The sequence below is a fragment of the Lentzea xinjiangensis genome (assembly GCF_900110955.1).
In the GTDB taxonomy this organism is placed as follows: domain Bacteria; phylum Actinomycetota; class Actinomycetes; order Mycobacteriales; family Pseudonocardiaceae; genus Lentzea; species Lentzea xinjiangensis.
Genome location: NZ_FOFR01000010.1, coordinates 58,760 through 81,185, shown reverse-complemented (window position 1 = coordinate 81,185; position 22,426 = coordinate 58,760). Strand labels below are relative to the sequence as shown.

General features: G+C 70.6%; 17 protein-coding genes and 2 pseudogenes. 7 read left to right on the top strand and 12 right to left on the bottom strand.

Annotation, left to right across the window (positions count from 1 at the left end):
• Window positions 1–106: 106 nt before the first annotated feature.
• The 3 genes from BMW88_RS21730 (at window position 107) to secA2 (ending at window position 6,809) form a co-directional block, all read left to right on the top strand.
• Window positions 107–3,118 (top strand): carboxyl transferase domain-containing protein, encoded by a 3,012-nt coding sequence (locus BMW88_RS21730; protein ID WP_342715172.1) that lies wholly within the window; start codon window positions 107–109, stop codon window positions 3,116–3,118.
• A 53-nt stretch (window positions 3,119–3,171) separates the two neighbouring features.
• Window positions 3,172–4,428, top strand: coding sequence for an MFS transporter (locus BMW88_RS21725; RefSeq protein ID WP_089953377.1), 1,257 nt, complete (start codon window positions 3,172–3,174; stop codon window positions 4,426–4,428).
• 95 nt (window positions 4,429–4,523) lie between these two features.
• Window positions 4,524–6,809 carry an accessory Sec system translocase SecA2 gene (gene secA2 / locus BMW88_RS21720; protein WP_089953376.1) on the top strand — a complete coding sequence of 762 codons (2,286 nt, stop codon included), beginning with the start codon at window positions 4,524–4,526 and terminating at the stop codon, window positions 6,807–6,809.
• 3 nt (window positions 6,810–6,812) lie between these two features.
• Here secA2 and BMW88_RS21715 read toward each other — a convergent pair whose 3' ends face one another.
• Entirely contained in the window at window positions 6,813–7,109 is a 297-nt protein-coding gene (locus BMW88_RS21715) for a hypothetical protein (protein ID WP_143116181.1), read from the bottom strand.
• Window positions 7,110–7,131: 22 nt separating this feature from the next.
• Window positions 7,132–7,382 (bottom strand): annotated as a pseudogene (locus BMW88_RS43395) (aromatic ring-hydroxylating dioxygenase subunit alpha); the annotation flags it as partial.
• 139 nt (window positions 7,383–7,521) lie between these two features.
• Here BMW88_RS43395 and BMW88_RS21705 point away from each other — a divergent pair.
• Window positions 7,522–8,625: an NAD(P)/FAD-dependent oxidoreductase gene (locus tag BMW88_RS21705; protein WP_089953373.1), complete on the top strand. Its 1,104-nt coding sequence runs from the start codon at window positions 7,522–7,524 to the stop codon at window positions 8,623–8,625.
• 241 nt (window positions 8,626–8,866) lie between these two features.
• Here BMW88_RS21705 and BMW88_RS21700 read toward each other — a convergent pair whose 3' ends face one another.
• From BMW88_RS21700 to BMW88_RS21665, 8 genes are all read right to left on the bottom strand, one after another.
• On the bottom strand, window positions 8,867–10,414 hold the full coding sequence (locus tag BMW88_RS21700) for a helix-turn-helix domain-containing protein (protein WP_245777958.1): 1,548 nt from the start codon (window positions 10,412–10,414) through the stop codon (window positions 8,867–8,869).
• Window positions 10,411–11,724 (bottom strand): MFS transporter, encoded by a 1,314-nt coding sequence (locus BMW88_RS21695; RefSeq protein ID WP_089953371.1) that lies wholly within the window; start codon window positions 11,722–11,724, stop codon window positions 10,411–10,413. Before BMW88_RS21695 ends, BMW88_RS21700 begins: the two co-directional genes overlap by 4 nt.
• A 10-nt stretch (window positions 11,725–11,734) precedes the next feature.
• Entirely contained in the window at window positions 11,735–12,466 is a 732-nt protein-coding gene (locus tag BMW88_RS21690; protein WP_089953370.1) for a 3-hydroxybutyrate dehydrogenase, read from the bottom strand.
• 291 nt (window positions 12,467–12,757) lie between these two features.
• Window positions 12,758–13,777, bottom strand: a complete 1,020-nt coding sequence (locus tag BMW88_RS21685) for an LCP family protein (RefSeq protein ID WP_089953368.1) — start codon at window positions 13,775–13,777, stop codon at window positions 12,758–12,760.
• A gap of 76 nt (window positions 13,778–13,853) precedes the next feature.
• Entirely contained in the window at window positions 13,854–14,240 is a 387-nt protein-coding gene (locus tag BMW88_RS21680) for a DUF3037 domain-containing protein (RefSeq protein ID WP_089953367.1), read from the bottom strand.
• Complete coding sequence (locus BMW88_RS21675; RefSeq protein ID WP_089953365.1) at window positions 14,224–14,991, bottom strand: HipA family kinase; 768 nt, start codon at window positions 14,989–14,991, stop codon at window positions 14,224–14,226. The genes BMW88_RS21680 and BMW88_RS21675 overlap by 17 nt, the downstream gene beginning before the upstream one ends.
• Before the next feature lie 69 nt (window positions 14,992–15,060).
• Window positions 15,061–16,116, bottom strand: a complete 1,056-nt coding sequence (locus BMW88_RS21670; RefSeq protein ID WP_245777957.1) for a lactonase family protein — start codon at window positions 16,114–16,116, stop codon at window positions 15,061–15,063.
• 149 nt (window positions 16,117–16,265) lie between these two features.
• Entirely contained in the window at window positions 16,266–17,096 is an 831-nt protein-coding gene (locus tag BMW88_RS21665) for a PPK2 family polyphosphate kinase (RefSeq protein ID WP_089953364.1), read from the bottom strand.
• A 141-nt stretch (window positions 17,097–17,237) separates the two neighbouring features.
• On the opposite strand from BMW88_RS21665, the gene rocD reads away from it, so the two are divergent.
• On the top strand, window positions 17,238–18,488 hold the full coding sequence (gene rocD, locus BMW88_RS21660) for an ornithine--oxo-acid transaminase (RefSeq protein WP_089953362.1): 1,251 nt from the start codon (window positions 17,238–17,240) through the stop codon (window positions 18,486–18,488).
• 74 nt (window positions 18,489–18,562) lie between these two features.
• Entirely contained in the window at window positions 18,563–19,942 is a 1,380-nt protein-coding gene (locus tag BMW88_RS21655; protein WP_089953361.1) for a DUF2252 domain-containing protein, read from the top strand.
• Here the strand turns inward: BMW88_RS21655 and BMW88_RS21650 are convergent.
• Window positions 19,908–20,516: a hypothetical protein gene (locus tag BMW88_RS21650; protein WP_245777956.1), complete on the bottom strand. Its 609-nt coding sequence runs from the start codon at window positions 20,514–20,516 to the stop codon at window positions 19,908–19,910. The genes BMW88_RS21655 and BMW88_RS21650 overlap by 35 nt on opposite strands.
• A 53-nt stretch (window positions 20,517–20,569) precedes the next feature.
• On the opposite strand from BMW88_RS21650, the gene BMW88_RS21645 reads away from it, so the two are divergent.
• The gene (locus BMW88_RS21645; RefSeq protein WP_089953358.1) at window positions 20,570–20,974 is read left to right on the top strand and encodes a GNAT family N-acetyltransferase; all 405 of its coding nucleotides are present in this window, start codon (window positions 20,570–20,572) and stop codon (window positions 20,972–20,974) included.
• 42 nt (window positions 20,975–21,016) lie between these two features.
• On the opposite strand, the pseudogene BMW88_RS21640 reads toward BMW88_RS21645, so the two are convergent.
• A pseudogene (locus BMW88_RS21640) lies at window positions 21,017–22,384 on the bottom strand (ATP-binding cassette domain-containing protein).
• Window positions 22,385–22,426 lie beyond the last annotated feature (42 nt).

The window sequence follows — 22,426 nt, the reverse complement described above, 5'->3', positions numbered from 1 at the left end:
CGTTGACGTCCCACCTCCCCGATCGGTTCCGTATGGACTTCCGTTGACCTGAGATGGCAACATGCGACGGCCGTCACATACTAAGCGGTCGCTCAGGAGGATTGCCGTGCTGCTCGTCGCCAACCGGGGTGAGGTCGCCGTTCGCGTGCTGCGCGAGGCCGCCGACCTGGGCATCCGCACCGTGGCGGTGTACGCGGAGGACGACGCCTCCTCGCTGCACGTGACGCTCGCGGACCGTGCCGTCGCCCTGCGCGGGGACTCGCCGTACCTGGACGCCGAGCAGCTCCTGGACGCGGCCGAGGGGTGCCGGGCGGTGCACCCCGGCTGGGGGTTCCTGGCGGAGAACGCCTCGTTCGCGCGGGCGTGCGCCGAGCGCGGGCTGACGTTCGTGGGCCCCTCGCCCGAGGTCCTGGACCTGCTCGGCGACAAGGTGCGGGCCCGCGCGCTGGCAGCGTCGCTGGGCGTGCCGGTGCTGGAGGCGGCACCCGGCGAGTTCCCGGTGATGGTGAAGGCGGTCGCCGGCGGCGGGGGCAAGGGCATGCGGGCGGTCCACGCGCCCGAGGACCTCGACAGCGCCGTCGAGGCGTGCCGGGCGGAGGCGCTGGCGGCGTTCGGGGTGGGCGAGGTCTACCTCGAGCGGTTGCTGCCCTCCGCCCGGCACATCGAGGTGCAGCTCGTCGGCACGACCGTGATCGGCGACCGCGACTGCTCGCTGCAGGTGCGGCACCAGAAGGTCGTGGAGATCGCGCCCGCTCCCCTGCTGGAACCGCCGTTGCGCAAGGCGTTGCACGAGGCGGCCGCCGCCATCGCGTCCGCCGCCGGCTACACCGGCGTCGGCACGGTGGAGTTCCTGGTGGCCGGCGACTCGTTCGCGTTCCTGGAGGTCAACCCGCGGTTGCAGGTCGAGCACACCGTGACCGAGATGGTGTCCGGCGTGGACCTCGTGCGCACCCAGCTCCTGCTCGCCTGGGGCGGCGACGTCGACTTCACGCCCCACGACCGCGGGTCCGCGGTGCAGGTGCGGGTGAACCAGACCTCCGGCGGCGTCCTGTCGGCGTTCGCGATCCCCTCCGGGCCCGGCGTCCGGGTCGACACGCACGGGTACGCGGGCTACCGGGTCGGCACCCGCTACGACGGGCTGCTCGCGAAGCTCGTGGTCCACGGCGAGGACCTGGACGTCGCCCTGAACCGGGCCCGGCGGGCGTTGCGGGAGTTCCGCGTCGAGGGCGTCTCCACGAACCTCGACTTCCTGAAGTCGTTGCTGGAACGCGACATCATCGGCGCGACCACCGACTTCGCGGCCGAGGAGCCGGCCAGCGGGATGCGGGCTCCGCTGGCCGGCACCGTCGTGGCCGTCTCGTCCGGCTCCGTGGTGCTGGAAGCGATGAAGATGCAGCACGTCGTGCGGGTGTCCGGTGACGTGCTGGTGGCGGTGGGCGACACGGTGGCAGAGGGGCAGCTGCTCGCCTCCGGCGCCGGTGAGGCCGCCGAGGAGGAGGCCGGGGCAGACCCCGGGCACGTCCGCCCGGACCTGGCCGAGGTGCTCGCGCGGCACGACTTCGACCGTCCCGAGGCGGCCGCGCGCCGGCACGCCGCCGGTGGCCGGACCGCGCGGGAGAACATCGCGGACCTCTGCTCCGAGTTCGTCGAGTACGGCGGGCTGGCCATCGCCGCGCAACGCCGGCGCCGTCCGGTGGAGGAGCTGATCGAACGCACGCCCGCCGACGGCATGGTGGCCGGTATCGGTGTCGTGAACGGCCAACGGATCGTGGCGATGTCCTACGACTACGCCGTGCTCGCCGGCACGCAGGGCATGCGCAACCACCAGAAGAAGGACAGGTTGTTCGCCCTGGCGCGGCAGGAGAACCTGCCGGTGGTGCTGTTCGCGGAGGGCGGCGGCGGCCGTCCCGGCGACACCGACCACAGCATGGTCAGCGGCCTGGACTGCGGCTCGTTCCACGCGTTCGCGTCGTTGAGCGGCCAAGTCCCGCTCGTCGGCGTGGTCGCGGGCCGCTGCTTCGCGGGCAACGCGGTACTGCTCGGCACGTGCGACGTGATCATCGCCGTCGAGGGCGCGAACATCGGCGTGGGCGGCCCGGCGATGATCGAGGGCGGCGGCCTGGGCGTGTTCCGCCCCGAGGACATCGGCCCGCTGGACGTGCAGGTGCCCAACGGCGTGGTGGACGTCGTGGTGGCCTCCGAGGAGGAGGCCGTGGCCGTCGCGAAGAAGTACCTCTCCTACTTCCACGCTCCCGCAGGCGTCCCCCGCGCGAGCGCGCAGCCTTCGCCCGCGCCGTCGGGGGAACCCCTTGACACAATTCTCCCAGACAGCACCGACAATTCCGTATCGTGGAAGTGCGCGGACCAGCGGCTGCTCCGCCACGCCGTCCCCGAAAACCGCCTTCGCGCCTATGACATCCGCGCGGTCATCGAGACCCTCGCCGACACCGGTTCGGTCCTCGAGCTCCGCGAGGGCTTCGGCAAGGCGATCGTCACGGCGCTGGTCCGCGTCGAGGGCCGTCCCCTCGCCCTGATCGCCAACGACCCCACCGTCCTGGGCGGCGCGATCGACGCCGACGCCGCCGACAAGTGCGCGCGCTTCCTGCAACTGGCCGACGCGTTCGACCTCCCCGTCGTCTCCCTGTGCGACACGCCGGGGTTCATGGTCGGTCCCGACGCCGAACGCACCGCCACCGTCCGCCACCTCACCCGCATGGTCGTGACGGGCGCCAACCTCACCGTCCCCTTCGGACTCGTCGTCCTGCGCAAGGCGTACGGCCTCGGCGCGCAGGCGATGGCCGCGGGCTCGCTGAAGGTCCCGCAGTTCGCCATCTCCTGGCCCACCGGCGAGTTCGGGCCGATGGGCCTCGAAGGCGCCGTGAAGCTCGGCTTCAAACGGGAGCTCGACGCGATCGAGGACCCCGCGGAACGCAAGGAGCGCTACGACCGGATGGTCGCGATGGCTTACGAACACGGCAAAGCGCTGAACGTCGCCTCGGTCTTCGAGATCGACGACGTGGTCGACCCCGCCGACACCCGTCGCTGGATCGCCACGGCGCTCGCCCCCGCAGCTTCCCGGTCCCAAGGGAAGAAACGCCCGTTCATCGACACCTGGTAGGAGAAGTTGTGGTCAGTGTCGCCCCGACTGAACAGAAGACCTTGCGCAGGCTCATGGCAGCCGGACTCGTCGGTTCGTCCCTCGAGTGGTACGACTTCTTCATCTACGCGACCGCCGCGGCCCTGGTGTTCCCGAAGCTGTTCTTCCCCGAGGCAACGCCCCTCGTGGCGCTGCTGCTGTCGTTCAGCACGTTCTGGGCGGGCTTCATCGCCCGCCCGGTCGGCGGCCTGGTCTTCGGCCACGTCGGCGACAAGTTCGGCCGCAAGCCCGCTCTGGTCATCTGCCTGGCGATGATGGCGGCCGCGACGTTCCTGATCGGCGTGCTGCCCACCACGGCGGCGTTCGGCGTCGGCGCGCCGCTCCTGCTGGTCGTGCTGCGCTTCCTGCAGGGCATCGCCGTCGGCGGCCAGTGGGGTGGCGTGGTCCTGCTGCTCACCGAGACGGCGGGACCGCGCAAGCGCGGCTTCGCGGGCACGTTCGGGCAGGCCGGCGTCCCGATCGGCGTGCTGCTGGGCAACGTCGCGTTCATCTCGGCCACGACGTCGCTGTCCCCGGAGGCGTTCGCCTCGTGGGGCTGGCGCGTGCCGTTCCTCGCGTCGGCGCTGCTCTTCCCGGTGGTGCTCTTCATCCAGCTCAAGGTCGAGGACAGCCCGGTCTTCCGCGAGCTGCAGCAGCGCCGCGCCTCCGCCCCGCCCGTCGCCAGGACGCCGCTGACGGAGGTCATGCGGACCCACCGCAAGCCGATCCTGTTCGGCGCGGGCCTGATGTTCGCCTCCAACGCGATCTTCTACATCTCGATCGCGGGCGTGTTGTCCTACGCCACCACCACGCTCGGTCTCGCCCGCGAGTCCGTGCTGGTCGTCAGCCTGCTGTCGTCCGCGGTGAGCATCCCGGTCATCCTGTGGGCGGGGCACGCGTCGGACCGGCTCGGGCGCCGCCCGCTGATCGTCGCGGGCACGATCGGCATGATCGTGTGGGCGTTCCCGTACTTCCTGCTGGTCGACACCGGGTCGCTGGTGTGGATGTTCGTGGCGACGACCGTCGGCGGCATCGCCTCGTCGCTCGTCTACGGGCCGATCGCCGCGTACCTGGGCGAGCTGTTCGAGCCGCACGTGCGGTACTCGGGCGCCTCGCTCGCCTACCAGCTCGCGTCGATCCTGGTCAGCGGTGGCACGCCGTTCATCATGACGGCGCTGCTCGGCGCGACCGGGACGTCGATGTCGGTGTCGGCGTTCCTGTTGCTCATGGGCGTGGTGACGCTGGTGTCGGTGTTGCGGCTCCCGGAGACCCACCAGCCGGAACGGGCCTGATCAGAGGCTGGGGAGGCCCGACGCAAGGGACGAATCGGGCCTTCACAGTCAAGACCTCTGCGGAACCCGGAGCCGATGCCGTACGTTCCTGCGTCGTGACCACTCTCATGGCGCGCTTCAAGCAGCGGATGCGTCGGTTCGCGCAGAAACCGGCGTCGGTTGACCTCGCCCCGTTCCAGGCACTGCTCAAGGACGTGCAGAAACACGCTGACACGTTCGCGGCGTTCAGCGACGAGGAGCTGACGGCGCACGCCGCCAAGCTGCGCGAGGGGTGCACCGACACCGAGCTCGTGGCGCTCACCCGCGAGGCCGCCGAGCGCGCGATCGGGCAGCGCCCGTTCGACGTGCAGGTGCTGGGCGCGCTGGGCATGCTCAGCGGGCTCGTCGTCGAGATGGCCACCGGTGAGGGCAAGACGCTCGCGGGCGCGATGGCCGCCGCCGGGTTCGCGATCAAGGGCAAGCGCGTCCACGTGGTCAGCGTCAACGACTACCTCGCCCAGCGCGACGCGGAGTGGATGGGACCGCTGTACCGGCTGCTCGGCGTCACCGTCGGGTGGATCAACGGCAGCTCGAAGGCCGAGGAGCGCCGCGAGGCCTACCGGTGCGAGGTCACGTACGCGCCGGTCAGCGAGATCGGCTTCGACGTGCTGCGCGACCGGATCGTCACGAGCCCCGACGACCTGATCGTGCCGGAGCCGGAGGTCGCGCTGATCGACGAGGCCGACTCGGTGCTCGTCGACGAGGCCCGCGTGCCGCTCGTGCTCGCCGGCTCGACCAGCGCGGAGGCCGCCGACCCCGTCATCGCGGACCTGGTGAAGCGCCTGCGGCAGAACCTGCACTACGAGATCGACGACGAGGAGCGCAACGTCTTCCTCACCGGCGCGGGCTCCGAGGCCGTCGAGCGCGCGCTCGGCGAGATCGACCTGTACTCGCAGGAGCACGTCACCTCCACGCTGTCGAAGGTGAACGTCGCCCTGCACGCGCAGGTGCTGCTGCACCGCGACGTCGACTACATCGTGCGCGACGGCAAGGTGCACCTGATCAACGACACCCGCGGCCGCGTCGCGAAGCTGCAGCGGTGGCCGGACGGCCTGCAGGCCGCGGTCGAGGCCAAGGAGAACGTGCAGACGACCGAGTCGGGCGAGATCCTCGACTCGATGACGGTGCAGGCGCTGCTGTCGCGCTACCCGACGCGCTGCGGCATGACCGGCACCGCCGTCGCCGTGGCGGAGACCCTGCGCGAGTTCTACGAGCTCGAGGTGCTCGTGATCCCGCCGAACAAGGAGAACATCCGCTCCGACGAGCACTTCCGCCTCTACGCCACGCTGGAGCAGAAGGAAGACGCGATCGTCGAGGAGATCAAGACCGTCCACGAGACCGGGCGGCCGATCCTCGTCGGCACGCTCGACGTCGCGGAGTCCGAGCGGATCTCCTCCAAGCTGCGCGACGCTGGCCTCGAGTGCGTGGTGCTGAACGCGAAGAACGACGCCGAGGAGGCGTCGATCATCGCCGACGCCGGCTCCTACCGGCGCATCACCGTCTCCACGCAGATGGCCGGCCGCGGCACGGACATCCGCCTCGGCGGCCACGAGGGCGAGGACCACGACCGGATCGCCGAGCTGGGCGGCCTGTACGTGATCGGCACCGGGCGCCACTCGTCGTCGCGGCTGGACGACCAGCTGCGCGGCCGCGCGGGACGCCAGGGCGACCCCGGCGGTTCGGTGTTCTTCTCCTCGATGCACGACGAGCTGATCACCCAGTACGCGCCCGACGCCGAGGACCCGTCCGAAGTGGACTCCGACGGCCGGGTGCGGGACAAGGGCCTGCTGCACACCTTCGAGCACGCGCAGCGCGTCGCCGAGGGCGTGAACCTGGAGATCCACCGCAACACGTGGCGGTACAACAAGCTGATCGAGCACCAGCGCGACCTGCTGCTCCGGCACCGCGACGTCGTGCTGCGCACGGACGCGGCGTTCGAGAAGCTCGGGAAGAAGGAGGGCGTGTCCGACGAGGTGGCCGCCGACGCCGCCCGCAAGATCACGCTGTTCTTCCTCGACGACCTGTGGACGCACCACCTGACGTTCCTGTCGGACCTGCGCGAGGGCATCCACCTGCGCGCCCTGGCGCGGCAGAACCCGTTGGACGAGTTCCACCGCGAGGCCATCCCGGCGTTCAACAAGATCGTGCCGGAGTCGTGGGAGCTGGCCGCGGAGAAGTACGAGACGGCCAAGATCACCGACGACGGCTACGACCTCGCTGACGCCGGGGTGAAGCGTCCGAGCTCGACGTGGACCTACCTGGTGCACGACAACCCGTTCGGCTCCGGGCTGGAGGAGTCGATGAAGGGTCTGGTCAAGATGGTGCGCGGGCAGCGCCGCTGACCGTCATCCGTTGGGGATGAGGTCGTCGGCGGGTCTGGCGGGCCGGGGCAACGCCTCGGCCCGCCTGTCCGCCCGGTCCGCACCGGTCGACTTCGCCGTCGTCATCTCCTCGGTGAGCGCCCTGAGCTCGGCGAGGATGTCCAGGTGCTCCTGCGAGGGCGGCGGTCCCACGAAGTTGGACCTGTTGTGCGCCGTCCGTTCCGCGCGCTCGGCAAGCTGCCGGATGCGCCGGAGGAGATCGTGCTCCCCGTCAGGGAGCAAGAAGTCCGTCTGCTCCATCATCCGTGCAAGCTTTCGCATGCGGGGGTGGTGCGTCGATCCCCTAGTCGGCTGATTCCGGTTTCCGGACGAGGCATTCGTGAAAACCGCTGATGTGGTGCTCGGACGGCACCGGCACCCCGCCCTGCGCGCAGGCATGTGACGCCGCCGCGGGCCGCATCGCTCACGGGCTTCGAAGTCCTGTTCGTTCACCCGGTGGGACAGCTCGACCGAGCGGGTGACGTCACGGCCCGTTCCGACCACCGGCACGAGGTTCACGAAGACCTGCGGCTTGATGGTGGTCGCGTGGACTCTCGTCGGGCCGCGTTCGACGCGCTCGACGCGCTCGGCGTCTTGCCGGCGCGAAGGCGGCCGAAAGACCGGTGAAGACCTACCCCGTCCTCGTGGAGGATGGAGTGGTCGATGTCGATGTCGAGGCGAACAAGGACGTGGCGTGAGGACGATCGCGATCATCGGCGCATCACTGGCCGGCCTGAGGTCGGCGCAAGCACTGCGCCAGCAGGGGTACGACGGACGGCTCGTCGTCATCGGAGACGAGATCCATCTCCCCTACGACCGGCCTCCTCTCTCGAAGGACTTCCTCCTCGGCAAGGTCGAGGCGGTACCTCTCGCGAACCAGGAGGACCTCGACGCACTCGACGTCGAGTGGCGGCTGCACACCCAGGCGACCGGGCTGCTCTCCACGCGGGAGATCGCGCTCGGCGACGGCACGACGGTCGAAGCGGACGGCGTCGTCATCGCGACGGGCGGCATCCCGCGCACGATTCCCGGCGCGCACGTCCTGCGCACGCTCGACGACGCGATCACCCTCCGAGAGGCGTTCGCCGGCGCTCAGACCGTCGGCGTCATCGGCGCCGGGTTCATCGGCGCCGAGATCGCGTCGAGCGCGCGCGCTCTGGGCAAGGACGTCACCGTCGTCGAGGCACTCCCGGCGCCACTCATGCGCGTGCTCGGCGCGGAGATGGGTGCCGCGTGCGGACAGCTGCACAGCGACCATGGATCAACGTTGATCACGGGCGTCAATGTTGACTCGATCAACGTTGACGGTGGGATCAACCTCGCGGACGGGCGTCGTGTCGACGCCGACGTCGTCGTCGCGGGCATCGGCGTGCGACCCGCGACGGACTGGCTCGCCGGTGGACCGGTCAAGGTCGACAACGGCGTCGTGTGCGACGCGGGCGGCGTGACGAACGTGAAGAACATCGTCGCCGTCGGCGACGTCGCGAACTGCGCGGGGATCCGCGCCGAGCACTGGACCTCGGCGACCGAGCAGGCGCTCGTGGCCACGCGCAACCTGCTCGCGGGCGAGACCGTCGCGACGCACACCAACGGCGGCTACGTCTGGTCGGACCAGTACGGCGTGCGGATCCAGTTCATCGGACGGGCGACGGACGACGTCCGGATCGAGGACGGGTCCGTCGAGGACAGGAAGTTCGTCGCGACCTACCGGGACGGGGACGACGGCGAGGACGTCGTCGGCATCGTCGCCATGAGCAACGCCCGGCTCTTCACGCGGATGCGCAGGAACTTGAAGTAGGGGCGGTCGTGACGGTCTGCCGCCACCGGCGGCACCCGGAAGTCCTCCGCTGGCGGACGAACGGGGAGGCCCGGGGCGGCAGCCTCCGGCCACGTGCGCGATCGGGCCGGGGTGGACGGTGTCCCGGAGCTGATCGGGCTGGAAGGCGCCGGGCCACCGACGCGTTCGTGCCGCGAGCATGCCCGCGGTGTCCACGGGCCCCTGAACGGGAACGCGCCGCCGACCTCGTACGGGCGCGGTCCTACCCCTGCAGGCGGAGCAGGCGCAGGGCGAGCTGCACCTCCAGCACGCGGTCCGGCGACTGCCAGTCGCCGAGCAGCGACGAGACCCGGTCGAGCCGTTGCGTGACCGTGTTGACGTGGAGGTGCAGCTCCGCCTTGGCACGGCTCAGGTTGGCACCGCAGCGGAAGTACACCTCCAGCGTGCGCACCAGCTCCGTGCCCCGCTCCGAGTCGTAGTCCAGCACCGGCCCGAGCACCGACCGCACGTACCCGGACACGTCCGCGCGGTCGCCCAGCAGCACGCCGACGAACCCGAGGTCGTCCATCGTCGCGGCGTCCTTCTCCCGCCCGAGCTGCCGCAACGCCTTCAGGCACCGCCGCGCCTGTTCGTAGGCCGCCGCGATCGCCACCGGTCCCGCGACCGGGCCGCTGGCGCCGACCGTCGCGTCCAGCGCCTTCGCCACCTCCCGGGCGACGCTCGTGGACGACGACGGCAACGCCAGCACGACGTCGCGGCCCCGCGACCCGGCGAGTCCTCTGTGGACAGAGGCGTAGTGCGTCGCCCCTGGCAGGTTGCCGTCCGCCACCAGGACCACGTGCGGCTCGGACAGCTCCACCCCGACCCGCCGCGCCCGCGCGAGCAGCCCGGTGGCGTCCCGGCCGTCGAGGATGTCGGTGATCAGCTCGCCGCGGACCTTGTTCTCCGCCTCCGCCACGGTCCGGCGCAGCAGCAACAGCAACGCCGTCACCGCCGCCGACCGCTCGAACAGCCGCCGGTCCACGTCGGACAGGTCGGGGCGGCCGGCGAGCGTGATGCCGCCCAGCAGCTCGGACCCGGCCAGCACCGCGCACATCCACACGTCGTCGAGCAGCACGGCGCGCCCGTTGGCCCGCACCGCCTGCGTCGGCACGGTCTCCAGCACCTCGACCGGCCCGCCGAGCAGCTCGCCCACGGCCGCCGCCACCTCGGCCGCGGACCCGCCGCGCAGCACCAGGTCGGTGAGCCGGTCGTGCGCCTCCTCTGCCCGTTTCATGGCCTCGTTGTGCGACTGGATCGTCGCGAACAACGACGCCGTGTCGATCGCGATGGCCGCGTGGTCGGCGAGCGACGACAGCAGCGCGACCTCCTCCGGCGGGAACTCCCGCGAGGTCCGGTCGGCCGCGTACAGCACGCCGATGACCTTCGAGTCGAGCTTCAGCGGCACGCCCAGGATCGCCACCAGACCCTCGTCGCGCACCGCCGAGTCGATCGGCCTGGTGTGGTTGAACCGCGCGTCGCCGAAGTAGTCCGACGTCGCGTACGGCCGCGCGGTCTGCGCCACCAGGCCGCCCAGTCCCTCGCCGAGCCCGAGCCGCACCTTCTGGAACAGCGGCGAGAACGACCCGTCCGTCACCCTCATGTAGGTGCCGGCCGGGTCGTTCATCGACAGGTAGGACACGTCGGTGCCGAGCAGCGTCCGCGCCCTGCGCACGATCGAGCGGAGGACCGCGTCCGGGTCGCGCATGCCCGCGAGCTCGGACGCGGTCTCGAACAAGGCCGCCAGCTCGGCCTCACGCCGTCGGGTCACACCCCAACCCTGTCACGGTCCTCCAGGTCCGCACCACGGGTCTCGCGCGACAGCAGGACCGCGACCACGGTGATCACGCACGTGATCACGACGTACGCGGAGATCGGGAAGGACGTCCCGTACGCCTTCAGCAGGGCCGTCGCGATCAACGGGGCGAGCGCTCCCGCCGCGATCGAGGCGAGCTGGTAGCCGATCGACGCGCCGGAGTACCGCACCCGCGTGCCGAACAGCTCCGAGAAGAACGCCGCCTGCGGCCCGTACATCGCGCCGTGCAGCACGAGGCCGACCGTCGTCCCCAGCGTGATCAGCACGGGGTCCCTGGTGTCGAGCAGCGCGAAGAAGGCGAAGATCCACCCGCCCATGCCGACCGCGCCGACGAGGTAGATCGACCGCCGCCCGAACCTGTCCGACAGATGGCCCCACACCGGGATCGTCACCAGGTGCACGGCCGACGCGATCAGCACCGCGTTGAGCCCCACCGACTTCGACAACCCCAGCCCGGTCGTCAGGTACACCAGGATGAACGCGGTGATCACGTAGTACGACACGTTCTCGGCGAACCGCGCGCCCATCGCGATGAGCACCTCGCGCCAGTTGTGCTTGAGCAGCACCAGAACAGGGGGCTTCTCCTGCTCCTGGCTCCTCCCCTGGGCCGCCATCTCCTCAGCCGCCTTCTTCTGGGCGGCGAGGAAGACCGGCGACTCGGACACGGTGAGCCGGATCCACAGGCCGATCACCACGAGCAGGCCCGAGAGCAGGAACGGGATCCGCCAGCCCCACGCGAGGAAGTCCTCGTCCGACTGGACCGCCGCGAGGACCGCGAGCACCGCGGTCGCCAGCAGGTTGCCGCAGGGCACACCGGCCTGCGGCCACGACGCCCAGAACCCGCGCCGCGCCGGGTCGCCGTGCTCCGACACGATCAGCACGGCACCGCCCCACTCGCCGCCGAGCGCGAAGCCCTGCACCAGCCGCAGGAACGTGAGCAGCAGCGGCGCCGCGACACCGACCGCCGCGTACGTCGGCAGCACACCCATCAGCATCGTCGCGCCGCCCATCAGCAGCAACGACAGCACCAGCAGCTTCTTGCGCCCCAGCCGGTCCCCGTAGTGGCCGAAGACCAGGCCGCCGAGCGGCCGTGCCAGGAACCCGATCGCGTACGTGGTGAACGCGAGCAGGGTGCCCGTCAGCGGGTCCGCGGTCGGGAAGAACAGCTTGTTGAACACCAGCGCCGCGGCCGACCCGTAAAGGAAGAAGTCGTACCACTCGACCGTTGTCCCGATGAGCGAGGCGCCCACCACTTTCTTGATCATCGACAACTCCTCATTGAGCTGACCAGCCGCCGTCGACGGCCAACGACGTACCTGTGACAAAACTGTTGTCGCACAGCCACACCACGGCGTCGGCGACCTCCGAGGGCTCGATCAGCCGTTTGACGGCGCTGCGCTGGAGGAAGATCTGCGACGAGACGTCGTCCTCGGAGATGCCGTGCACCCGCGCCTGGTCCGCGATCTGCTTCTCCACCAACGGGGTGCGCACGTAGCCGGGCGCCACGCAGTTGGACGTCACGCCGTGCGGCGCGCCTTCGAGGGCGGCGACCTTGGAGAACCCCTCCAGGCCGTGCTTCGCGGCGACGTAGGCCGACTTGAACGCGGACGCGCGCAGCCCGTGCACGCTGGAGATGTGGACCAGCCGGCCCCAGCCGCGGTCGTACATGTGCGGCAGCACGTGCCGGGTCAGCCGGAACGCGGCCCCCAGCATCAGCTCGACCATCGCCGAGAAGCGCTCGGCGGGGAACTCGTGGATGGGCGCGACGTGCTGCACGCCGGCGTTGTTGACGAGGACGTCGACCTCGGTGGGCAACGCGTCGACCGGAGCGGTCAGGTCGAGGACGTGCCCGACGCCGCCGAGCTCCTCGGCGAGCGGGACGACGCGGGGGTCGCGGTCGACGAGGTGGACCTTCGCGCCCCGCGCGGCCAGCGCGCGGGCGCAGGCCAGTCCGATGCCGCTCGCGGCTCCGGTGACCAGCGCGGTGTGACCCGTGACACTCGACATGACCGGAAACGGTAGGCGTCACGGATCGCGACCGACATGTGGCGGCGCCACACAACGCCTGGTCAGCCGGTGGCTTTAGCCAACATTTAGTGTCTCGCGCGCATATGGCGCGAGAAGAGTGGGTATAGGGGCGTAAGCTCCCGTCACCTGAACGGGGGAAGATCAGTACAAGGGGGCACCACCATGTCTGCAACACCCATCTACGACGGCCTCCTGCGCGAGCTCGGGGAGATCGCACAGGAGGCCGGGCTGACCGGTTCGGAGCCCGCCGCCGAGCCCGTCAAGTCCTAGCTACTTCGGCGGGGCGATCAGCTCTGCCGGCACCGGCTGGTCCTTGCTGATCAGGTCGAACAGCTGCGAGGCCTTCTCCTTGTTCCACTGCACGACCGAGCCCGCACCGGGCACCGTCGGCGTGGAACCGACCGGCACCGTGCCGCTCGTCGCGTCACCCATGCCGAGCGCGACGCTCGCCAGGTGCCAGACGTGGTCGTCCTCGTTGACCGACACCGCGCCGGACGCCGCGTTCATCAGCGGGATGACGCGGAACGGGTTCGCGAGCGTGGCCGGGCTCTTGACCTTGGTGAAGAGTGCCGACAGGAACTGCCGCTGGTTCTGCACGCGCTGCAGGTCGGCGGTCGCGAACGCGCGGGTCCGCACGAACCCGAGCGCCTGCGGCCCGTCGAGCTCCTGGCATCCCGCGGGCAGGTCGATGCCCGCCAGCGGGTCCTTGATCGGCTGCTCCAGGCAGACGTCGACGCCACCGACCGCGTCGACCATGTCGGAGAACCCGCCGAAGCCGATCTCCATGTAGTGGTCGATCCGCACACCGGTCGCGCCCTCGACGGTCCTCGCGAGCAACTGCGGCCCGCCGAACGCGTACGCCGCATTGACCTTGTTCCGGCCGTTGTCCGGAATCGGGACGTACGAGTCGCGCGGGATCGACACCAGCACCGGCTTCGCGGCGCTGTTGTCCGGCAGGTGCAGCATCATGATGGTGTCGGTGCGCCGGCCTGCCGCGTCACCGGTGGCGAGCGCGTCCTTCTGCTCCTGCGTGAGGCCTTCGCGCGCGTCCGAACCGACGAGCAGCCACGTCGTGCCCGGTGTCTCGGCGGGCCGGCCCTCGTAGTCCGACAGCGCGCTGATCCGGGTCAGCGTCGAGTCGACGTAGAACCCGAACCCGACGGCACCCAGCACCAGGACGAGCAGCAACACGAGGATGACACGTCCGGGACGCCTCTTCTTCCTCATCGGCCGCTGCGGCGGCATGGGCCGCCGCGGCTGCTGGTAGCCGTGGTGATACCCAGCGCTCATGTGTCGCCAACCCCGATCGCATCAGTTTCGCTTTGCACCTAGGGACGCGACGCGTCCCGTCAGGTTGCGAGGAAACCTACCGGGGCGGCAGCACCAGTGCCTCGAACAGGCGGTTGACCTCGGCCGACGGATCCTCGGTCCAGCCCGTGTGCGCGGGCGAAGTCTGCACGATGGTGCTGCGCGGCGCCGTGAGCCAGCGGAACCGCTGCCCGGCCGTCGTCCTGCTGACCGGGCCGGCGCCGACGGCACCGGCGCAGGAGCTCGCGAGGTGTTCGAGCGAGCTCTCCAGCACCTCGACGTCGAGCCGCGGGTCCAGCGCCCGCAGCCGGTCACCGTCCACATGGGTCCTGGCGGCCAGGAAACCGAGCGCGGAGCAGTAGACGATGACGCCGACGTTCATGAACTCGCCCCGCTCCTGCCGCGGCACCGCCCGCAGCAGCGCGTACTCAAACACGTGCGGCACGCGCGGCCTCCAGCGAGTCGACCCAGGCCCGGTTGGCGAGGCGGTGGGTGAAGAAGTCCTTGTAGCGCTGCCGCAGCTCGGCCGGGTCGCCCTCCAGCCACTCGTCGGGAACGAGCGCGAGCACCTCGTCGAGCAGCTCCGGCGTCACCCTCGCCGCCAGTGGTCCGTCCACTTCGGACAAGGGGCCCGCGCTGGGCAGCATCGCGTGGTCGGAGGCGTCGTAGCGGTAGTCCTTGGTGGCCGGGCGTTCCTCGCTCCACGAGTAGTGGAAGTAGAGCGCGGCGCCGTGGTCGATCAGCCACGGTTCGCGGTGCCACAGCAACATGTTCGGGTTGCGCCAGCTCCGGTCCACGTTGAGCACCAGCGCGTCCAGCCACAGCAGCCTCGTCGCGAGCTCCGCGCCGGGGTCGCGCACGACCGGGTTGAAGTCGAACGAGCCGGGCAGGTAGTCGAGTCCGAGGTTGAGGCCGCCGCTGGCCCGCAGCAGCTCCTGGACCTCCTGGTCGGGTTCGGCGCGCGCCAGCTCGGGGTCGAGGTGGACCAGGACGATCTCCGGTACCCGGAAGCCCAGCCGCCGCGCGAGCTCGCCCACGACGACCTCGGCGACCAGCACCTTCACGCCCTGTCCTGCGCCGCGGAACTTGACCACGTACATACCCAGGTCGTCGGCCTCGACCAGACCCGGCATCGACCCGCCCTCGCGGAACGGCGTCACGTACCGGGTGGCCGTGACCTCCCTCAGAGAACTCACCCGCGCATGATCACACGAGCGCCCACCGGAAGCCGAGCGGGATTCCGGTGGGGGCGCACCCAGGCGGCGTCAGCGCGACCGGACGGGCAGCACGCAGACCGGGATCTCGGTCCGCAGCGGCGTCCCGGACGGCGTGAGCCTGCCCGTGGCGGCGTCCACCGCGAACGACGTCACCAGGTTCGAGTTCTGGTTGGCCGCGAACAACCACCGGCCGGACGGGTCGAACGTGATGTGCCGCGGGTACTTGCCGCCGACCGGCGTGTGGCCGACGAGCGCCAGCCCGGCGCCGTCCACCGCGAACTGCGCCACGCTGTCGTGGCCGCGGTTCGACAGGTAGACGAACCTGCCGTCACCCGAGACCACCACCTCGGCCGGGTAGTTGCGCACGGCCGAGGGCGGAGCGGTCTCGAGGACCTGGCCCGGCGTGAGCCGGCCGTCCGCGTAGGCGCAGGCGACGATCGTCGAGTCCAGCTCGTTCGCCACGTACGCCCTCTTGCCGTCCGGGTGGAAGGCGATGTGCCGCGGCCCGGCGCCGGGCGCGAGCTTCGCCGTGGAGACGAGGTCGAGCCGCCCGCCGGTGAACGAGTACCCGAACACCGCGTCGGCGCCCAGGTCGACCGCCAGCGCGTACCTGCCGGCCGGGTCGAAGACGATGTGGTGGGCGTGCGGGCCCTCCTGGCGTTCCGGGTCCGGCCCCGAGCCCTCGTGCTGCACCTTCTGCGTGCGCGCGCCGATGCCGCCGTCCCGCCTGAGCGGGAACACGCTGAGCGACCCCGACGAGTAGTCGGCGGTGATCAGGTGCTTGCCGGCCAGGTCGAGCGTGAGGTGGCACGGGTCCGCGCCGCCGGTCGGCTGCTTGTTGATCACCTTGAGCGTGCTCGCGTCGATCGCGGTGACCTCGCCGTCGCTGGTCTCGTTGACCGCGTACAGGAACCGGCCGTCCCGCGACTCGATGACGAAGGACGGGTTGACCACGCCCTTGATGACGCCGGTCGTCGCCAACTGGCCGTTCGCGGTGTCGTAGGTGCCGACGCCGATGCCCTGCGCGCCGCCGCTCCACGTCGTGTAAGCGCCGAAGAAGACTCTCCGCGTCGCGGCAGCCGCCTCGGCGGTTCCTCCGGTCATCAGCAGTCCCGCTCCCACACCCATGGCTCCGAGAAAACGTCGCCGGTCCACACCCACGTCCGCACCTCCGTGATCTTCTTGCGACGGCGGCGCGGTCCACACTGGCTCAGATCATGACAGCCAGGCAATAGGCGCGATCAAGATTGCGCTCAGCGCAACGGGTCGTTGCTGATCAACCGGGCCTTCTCGGCTTCGAGGTCGAAGCCCGGCGGCGGGAACTTCGGGTTCATGTCGCGCAAGGTCTCCAGCAGCAGCCGGCTCACCGCCCAGTTGCGGTACCACTTGCGGTCGGACGGCACCGCGTACCACGGCGTGTCGGAGCAGTTCTTCAACGCCTGCGTGTACGCGTCCTGGTACTTGGACCACTTCGACCGCACGTCGATGTCGGCCGGGTTGTACTTCCAGTTCTTCCTCGGGTCGTCCAGCCGGGCCAGCAGCCGTTCCTTCTGCACCTCCGGCGAGATGTGCAGGAAGCACTTGATGAGAGCGACTCCGCTGTCGGCCAGCTTCCGCTCGAAGGCGTTGATCTCCTTGTAGCGCTCGCGGAGCTGCGCGGCGGTCAGCAGCCGTTCGACGCGCGGCACCAGCACGTCCTCGTAGTGGGAGCGGTCGAACGTGCCGATCCGGCCCTTCGCGGGCAGCGCCTTCTCGATCCGCCACAGGAAGTGCCGGCGCCGTTCGGCGGCGGTCGGTTTCTTGAACGACGCGATGTGCACGCCCTGCGGGTTCACCAGGCCGACGACGTGGCGGACCACACCGCCCTTGCCCGAGGTGTCCATGCCCTGCAGCACGAGCAGCACCGAGCGGGTGTTCTCCGCGTAGAGCGCCTCCTGCAACGCGTCCAGCTCGGTCCCGGTGGCGGCGAGGTCCTCGGCCGCCTCACGCTTGTCCCCAGGCCCGATCGGACGACCGGCGGGGTCGAGGGTGGAGAGGTCCACCTCATCGAGTCGCAGAGCATCACGAACCGACTTCTTCGCCATTCATCAGACCGTAGCGATTCTCCGCGGGGTCCGCCGGTTGTGCACAAAACCTCCGCTGGCTGAGCGATCTACGCAACGAACTGACGTTCCACGCAACGGTTGACGGCTGAATTCGCTTGTCCACGCACCTAGCCTTGGAGGATGACCGCCATCGCTGCCCACCACACCGCGGGACCCAGGAAGCTCACCGGCGCCGACTACGTCGCCCTGGACGAAGAGTGGAGCACCCACAACTACCACCCGCTGCCGGTGGTCATCTCGCACGGCGAGGGCGCGTGGGTCACCGACGTCGAAGGCCGTCGCTACCTGGACTTCCTGTCGGGCTACTCGTCGCTCAACTTCGGGCACCGCCACCCCGCCCTCGTGGCCGCCGCCGTCGAGCAGCTCGGCCGTGTGACGCTGACCAGCCGCGCGTTCCACCACGACCAGTTCGGCCTGTTCTGCCGCGAGCTGGCGGCGCTGACCGGCACCGAGGTGGTGCTCGCGATGAACTCCGGCGCCGAGGCCGTGGAGTCCGCGATCAAGGTCGCCCGCAAGTGGGCCTACCGGGTCAAGGGCGTGCCGGAGGGCACGGCCGAGATCATCGTGGCCGGATCGAACTTCCACGGCCGCACCACCACGATCGTGTCCTTCTCGACCGACGAGACCGCGCGCAACGACTTCGGCCCGTTCACCCCCGGATTCAAGGTCGTGAAGTACGGCCGCCTCGACGAGGTCGAGTCCGCGCTCTCGGCGCGCACGGCCGCCGTGCTGATCGAGCCGATCCAGGGCGAGGCCGGCGTCGTCGTGCCGCCCGCCGGGTACCTGGCCGGGATCCGCCGCCTGTGCGACGAGCACAACGTCCTGATGATCGCTGACGAGATCCAGTCCGGTCTCGGGCGCACCGGCGAGCTGTTCGCGCTCGACCACGAGGGTGTGCGCGCCGACCTCTACACGCTGGGCAAGGCGCTGGGCGGCGGCATCCTGCCGGTGTCCGCCGTGGTCGGCTCACGCGCGGTGCTGGGCGTGCTGAAGCCGGGCGAGCACGGGTCGACGTTCGGCGGCAACCCGCTGGCGTGCGCCGTCGGCCGCGCGGTCGTGCGGCTGCTGGAGACCGGCGAGTTCCAGGAGCGCTCCCGCGAACTGGGCGCCCACCTGCACGCCGAGCTGAACAACCTCGTCGGGGCCGGTGTGGCCGAGGTGCGCGGACGCGGGCTGTGGGCCGGCGTCGAGATCGCACCCGGCGGCCCGGTGGGTCGTGCCGCCTCCGAGGCGCTCTCGGCCCGCGGGGTGCTGTGCAAGGAGACGCACGCGTCCACGCTGCGCGTCGCTCCCCCGCTGGTCATCACCCGGGACGAGATCGACCTGGGCGTGCGGGCGATCGCGGAGGTCGTTCGTCCCGGTTTGGGGTGATTTCCGCATCGACCCAGGTCACAAATGCGGCGGACGAGCCCCTTGGTTCGTCCGCCGCGGGCATCATGACCCCTATGGGTGAACGGGTGCGAGCTGAAGCCGCCGCGGCGCTGGGCAGGTGGACCGCGCCGGAGGAGGTCTACGCGCGGGGGCGTGCCCTGCGGTCCTCGGTGGACTTCAAGGCGCACCGGGCCGTCTCGCTCGCGCAGGACCGGCCGTCGGTCGAGCAGTACGTGCACGCGAGCAACGAGGACAGGCTCGAGCACCTGGTCCCGTTGCGGATCGGGCGGATGCTCGCCAACCCGTTCGCGTTCTTCCGCGGCGCCGCCGGCCTCCAGGCGGGCGATCTCGCCGCCGGGTGCGCGACCGGCCTGCACGCCCAGCTCTGCGGTGACGCGCACGCGGCGAACTTCGGTCTCTACGGCACGGCCGAGGGCCAGATCGTCATGGACATCAACGACTTCGACGAGACGCTGCCCGGACCGTGGGAGTGGGACCTCAAGCGGCTCGTCGCCTCGCTGGTGCTCGCCGGCCGGGTCGGCGGCGTGTCGGACAAGGGGTGCCGTGACGCCGCCGAGGACGCCGTGCGGGCGTACCGCACCGTGATCCAGCACCTCGCCGAGATCCCGTTCATGGACTCGTGGTCCGCGCTGGGCGACGAGTCCACGCTCTCGCAGGTCAAGGCCGACGACCTGCTCAACGACTTCTCCAAGGCCGCGGAGAAGTCGCGCAAGAACACCAGCGCCCGCTTCGCCGCGAAGTGGACCACGCACGACGGCGAGAAGTGGCGGTTCATCACCAACCCGCCGACCTTCACGGACGTCACGCAGGAGACCCAGGAGGCGGTGATCTCCGCGCTGCCGTCCTACGTGGACAGCCTGCGCGAGTCGCGGCGCAACCTGATCATGCGCTACGGCGTCTCGGACGTGGCGTTCCGCGTGGTCGGCACCGGCAGCGTCGGCCTGCGCAACTACCTGGTCCTGCTGCACGGCAACGGTGACGAGGCGCTGGTGCTGCAGGCCAAGCAAGCGCGCGCGTCGGCGCTGCAGCCGTTCCTGGACGTCGACCCGCCCAAGCACGATGGCAAGCGGATCGTGCACGGCGCGCGGCTCGTGCAGGCGGAGACGGACATCCTGCTGGGCTGGACGACGATCGAGGGCCGTCCGTTCATCGTGCGGCAGTTCCGCAACCGCAAGGGCCAGATCGACCCGACCACGCTCAAGCGCGACGACCTCGACGACTACGGCCGGTTCGCGGGCGCGCTGCTGGCCCGCGCCCACACCCGGTCACTCGACCCGCGCCTGCTCGCGGGCTACTTCCAGAACGGCTGCGGCGAGGACCTCGACGAGGCGTTCGCCAAGTACGCGTTCGGCTACGCCGACCGGACCGAGGCCGACCACGCCGAGCTCGTCCGCCTCGTCAAGAACGGGAAGCTGCCCGCGCACGTCGAATGACCGCCTCCGACACGAGCCACAGCGTGACGGCGTTGAGGACGTGCCAGAGGAAGTGCGTGCCGCTCGGGATGCTGCCGCACAGCGGTTCGTCGAGCGTCCTGAGCGTGAGCGAGACGGCGAACACCCCGGCCGCGCCCGCGAACCACGCCCAGTCGCGGCCGGCGAGCGGCGCGAGGACCAGCAGGGCGAGCAGCGCGGGCAGGTAGATGCCCGGACCGACCCGCACGAGCAGCCCCACCGCGACGGCGGACACGACGAACGCCGGTGCCGCCAGCCAGGCCCGTGACCAGCGGATCCCCCGGTAGTGGTGCGCGAACACCACCACGTAGTACAGGACGAACACCGCGATGAACGCGCTGTCGAGGGCACCGGTCAGCGCCGTCGCGAACGTGTGGAAGCTCAGGCTCGCGAGGCCGACCAGCGCCAGCAGGACCGGGAGCGCTCTCAGGCTGGCCGGGGTCTGCCTCCTGAGCAGCAGCAACGCCGCGACGAGGAACGCGAGGTTCGTCAGCGCGTTGAGCGGCTCGGCCCACAGGCCCGGTCCGAGGCGTTCGCAGTAGGCGTCGACCGACACGCCAGTGGTTCTAGCGCACGAAGATGAACAGCGGGATTGCATAGCCTGACGTCGTGAAGATCCGCCGCGCCTCCTCCCCCGACGACGTGTTCGCCGCCGCGCACCTGTTCGACGTGCCGCCGCGGCCCGACGCGACGTCCCGGTTCCTGGCGCAGGACCACAGCCACCTGCTGATCGCCTACGTCGGCGACCGGCCGGCCGGGTTCGTGTCCGGGGTGGAGACCACGCACCCGGACAAGGGCACGGAGATGTTCCTCTACGAGCTGGGCGTGGACGACGCGTTCCTGCGCCGCGGCATCGGCACGGCGCTGGTGGAGGCGCTGAAGGCCCTCGCGGCGGAACGGGGCTGCTACGCGATGTGGACCGGCACCGCCGCGGGTGACGTGCCGGCCCAGGCCACCTACCGCAAGGCGGGCGGATCGGTCGACGACGGCGCCTTCGTGTCCTGGGAGCTCTAGGCACGCGGATGCTCGCGTCCACTTCGGACGCTTTGCCGCCTGCTAGGTCCAGACCGGTTCGTCCACTTCGGACACCATTCCGTCCGCGCCGAAGTGCAGGAACCGGTCGAACGACCTGGCGAACCACCTGTCGTGCGTGACCGCGACGACGGTGCCCTCGAAGTCGTCCAGCGCGTCCTGCAACGCCTCCGCCGAGGTGAGGTCGAAGTTGTCCGTCGGCTCGTCGAGCAGCAGCAGCGTCGCCCCCGACAGCTCCAGCAGCAGGATCTGGAACCTCGCCTGCTGCCCGCCGGAGAGGTTCTCGAACCGCTGGTCGCCCGCCTGGTCGAGGCCGTAGCGGCTCAGCACGGACATCGCGGCGCCCCGGTCCTTGCCGCCCGTCCGCCCTCGCCGTGCCAGAGGACGTCCACGAGCGTGCGGCCGATCCACTCCGGGTGCTCGTGCGTCTGCGCGAACAGGCCGGGCACCACGCGGGCGCCGAGCTTCCACGCGCCGGTGGTGCGCACGTCGTCACCGCCCAGCAGCCGCAGGAAGTGGCTCTTGCCGGAGCCGTTCGAGCCCAGCACCGCGACCCGGTCCCCGAAGAAGATCTCCCGCGAGAACGGCTTCATCAACCCGGTCAGCTCCAGCTCCTCGCACGTGATCGCGCGCACGCCGGTGCGGCCGCCCTGAGCCGCGGGGTGACCTTCTCGTCGACGGGGATCTCCGGCGGCGGACCGGCTTCCTCGAACCGTTGGAGCCGGGCGGCCATCACGCGGTACTTCGGCGCCATCGACTCGTAGTACTTCGCCTGCTGCTGGAGGGTGCGGACCAGTTCCTTGAGGCGTTCGTGCTCCTCGTCCCAGCGGCGGTGTTCTTCGCGCAGCTTCTCGACGCGCTTGGCGCGGGCGGCGTGCCAGGTCGCGAACGAGCCGGGATGCGTCCACGCGGAGTGCACCTCGACGGTGACGACGTGCGTGGCGTGCCGGGGACGTCGAGGTAGTTGTCCGGCTCGTCGAGCAGCAGGACCTGCTCGTGGCCGCGCAGCAGGGCCTCGATGACGAGCCGCTTCTGCTCACCGCCGGAGAGCGTGCGCACCTCGCGGAACCGCGCCCGGTCGTAGGGCAGGCCGAGCGCGGCGACGGTGACGGTGTCCCAGAGCACCTCGACGCGTACCCGCCCGCCTCGCCGTAGCCGGTCAGGGCGTTGGCGTAGCGCATCTGGGCGGCTTCGTCGGTGTCCATCAGCGCGAGCTCGGCGTCGTCGAGCTCACGCGCGGCCTCGCGCAGCGCCGCGGGAGCGACGGAGAGCAGCAGGTCGCGCACGAGCGCCGACCAGCGCGACCACGGACCCGCCGCTCACCTTGAACGAGACGTCGCGGAACAGCTCCCTGCCGTCGGGCAGGGAGTACGCGAGCCCGTTCGCTCCCAAAACCCCACGCCGGAGATGCTCGGGGGTCTCCGGTTCCGGCGC

What these genes read in the sequence shown, in the direction of transcription:
- BMW88_RS21665 (WP_089953364.1), bottom strand. Translation starts at nt 17,096, where the DNA reads ATGGCGAAGAAGTCGGTTCGTGATGCTCTGCGACTCGATGAGGTGGAC.
- BMW88_RS21655 (WP_089953361.1), top strand. Translation starts at nt 18,563, where the DNA reads ATGGGTGAACGGGTGCGAGCTGAAGCCGCCGCGGCGCTGGGCAGGTGG.
- BMW88_RS21685 (WP_089953368.1), bottom strand. Translation starts at nt 13,777, where the DNA reads ATGAGCGCTGGGTATCACCACGGCTACCAGCAGCCGCGGCGGCCCATG.
- BMW88_RS21715 (WP_143116181.1), bottom strand. Translation starts at nt 7,109, where the DNA reads ATGCGAAAGCTTGCACGGATGATGGAGCAGACGGACTTCTTGCTCCCT.
- BMW88_RS21695 (WP_089953371.1), bottom strand. Translation starts at nt 11,724, where the DNA reads ATGATCAAGAAAGTGGTGGGCGCCTCGCTCATCGGGACAACGGTCGAG.
- BMW88_RS21725 (WP_089953377.1), top strand. Translation starts at nt 3,172, where the DNA reads ATGGCAGCCGGACTCGTCGGTTCGTCCCTCGAGTGGTACGACTTCTTC.
- BMW88_RS21690 (WP_089953370.1), bottom strand. Translation starts at nt 12,466, where the DNA reads ATGTCGAGTGTCACGGGTCACACCGCGCTGGTCACCGGAGCCGCGAGC.
- rocD (WP_089953362.1), top strand. Translation starts at nt 17,238, where the DNA reads ATGACCGCCATCGCTGCCCACCACACCGCGGGACCCAGGAAGCTCACC.
- BMW88_RS21670 (WP_245777957.1), bottom strand. Translation starts at nt 16,116, where the DNA reads ATGACCGGAGGAACCGCCGAGGCGGCTGCCGCGACGCGGAGAGTCTTC.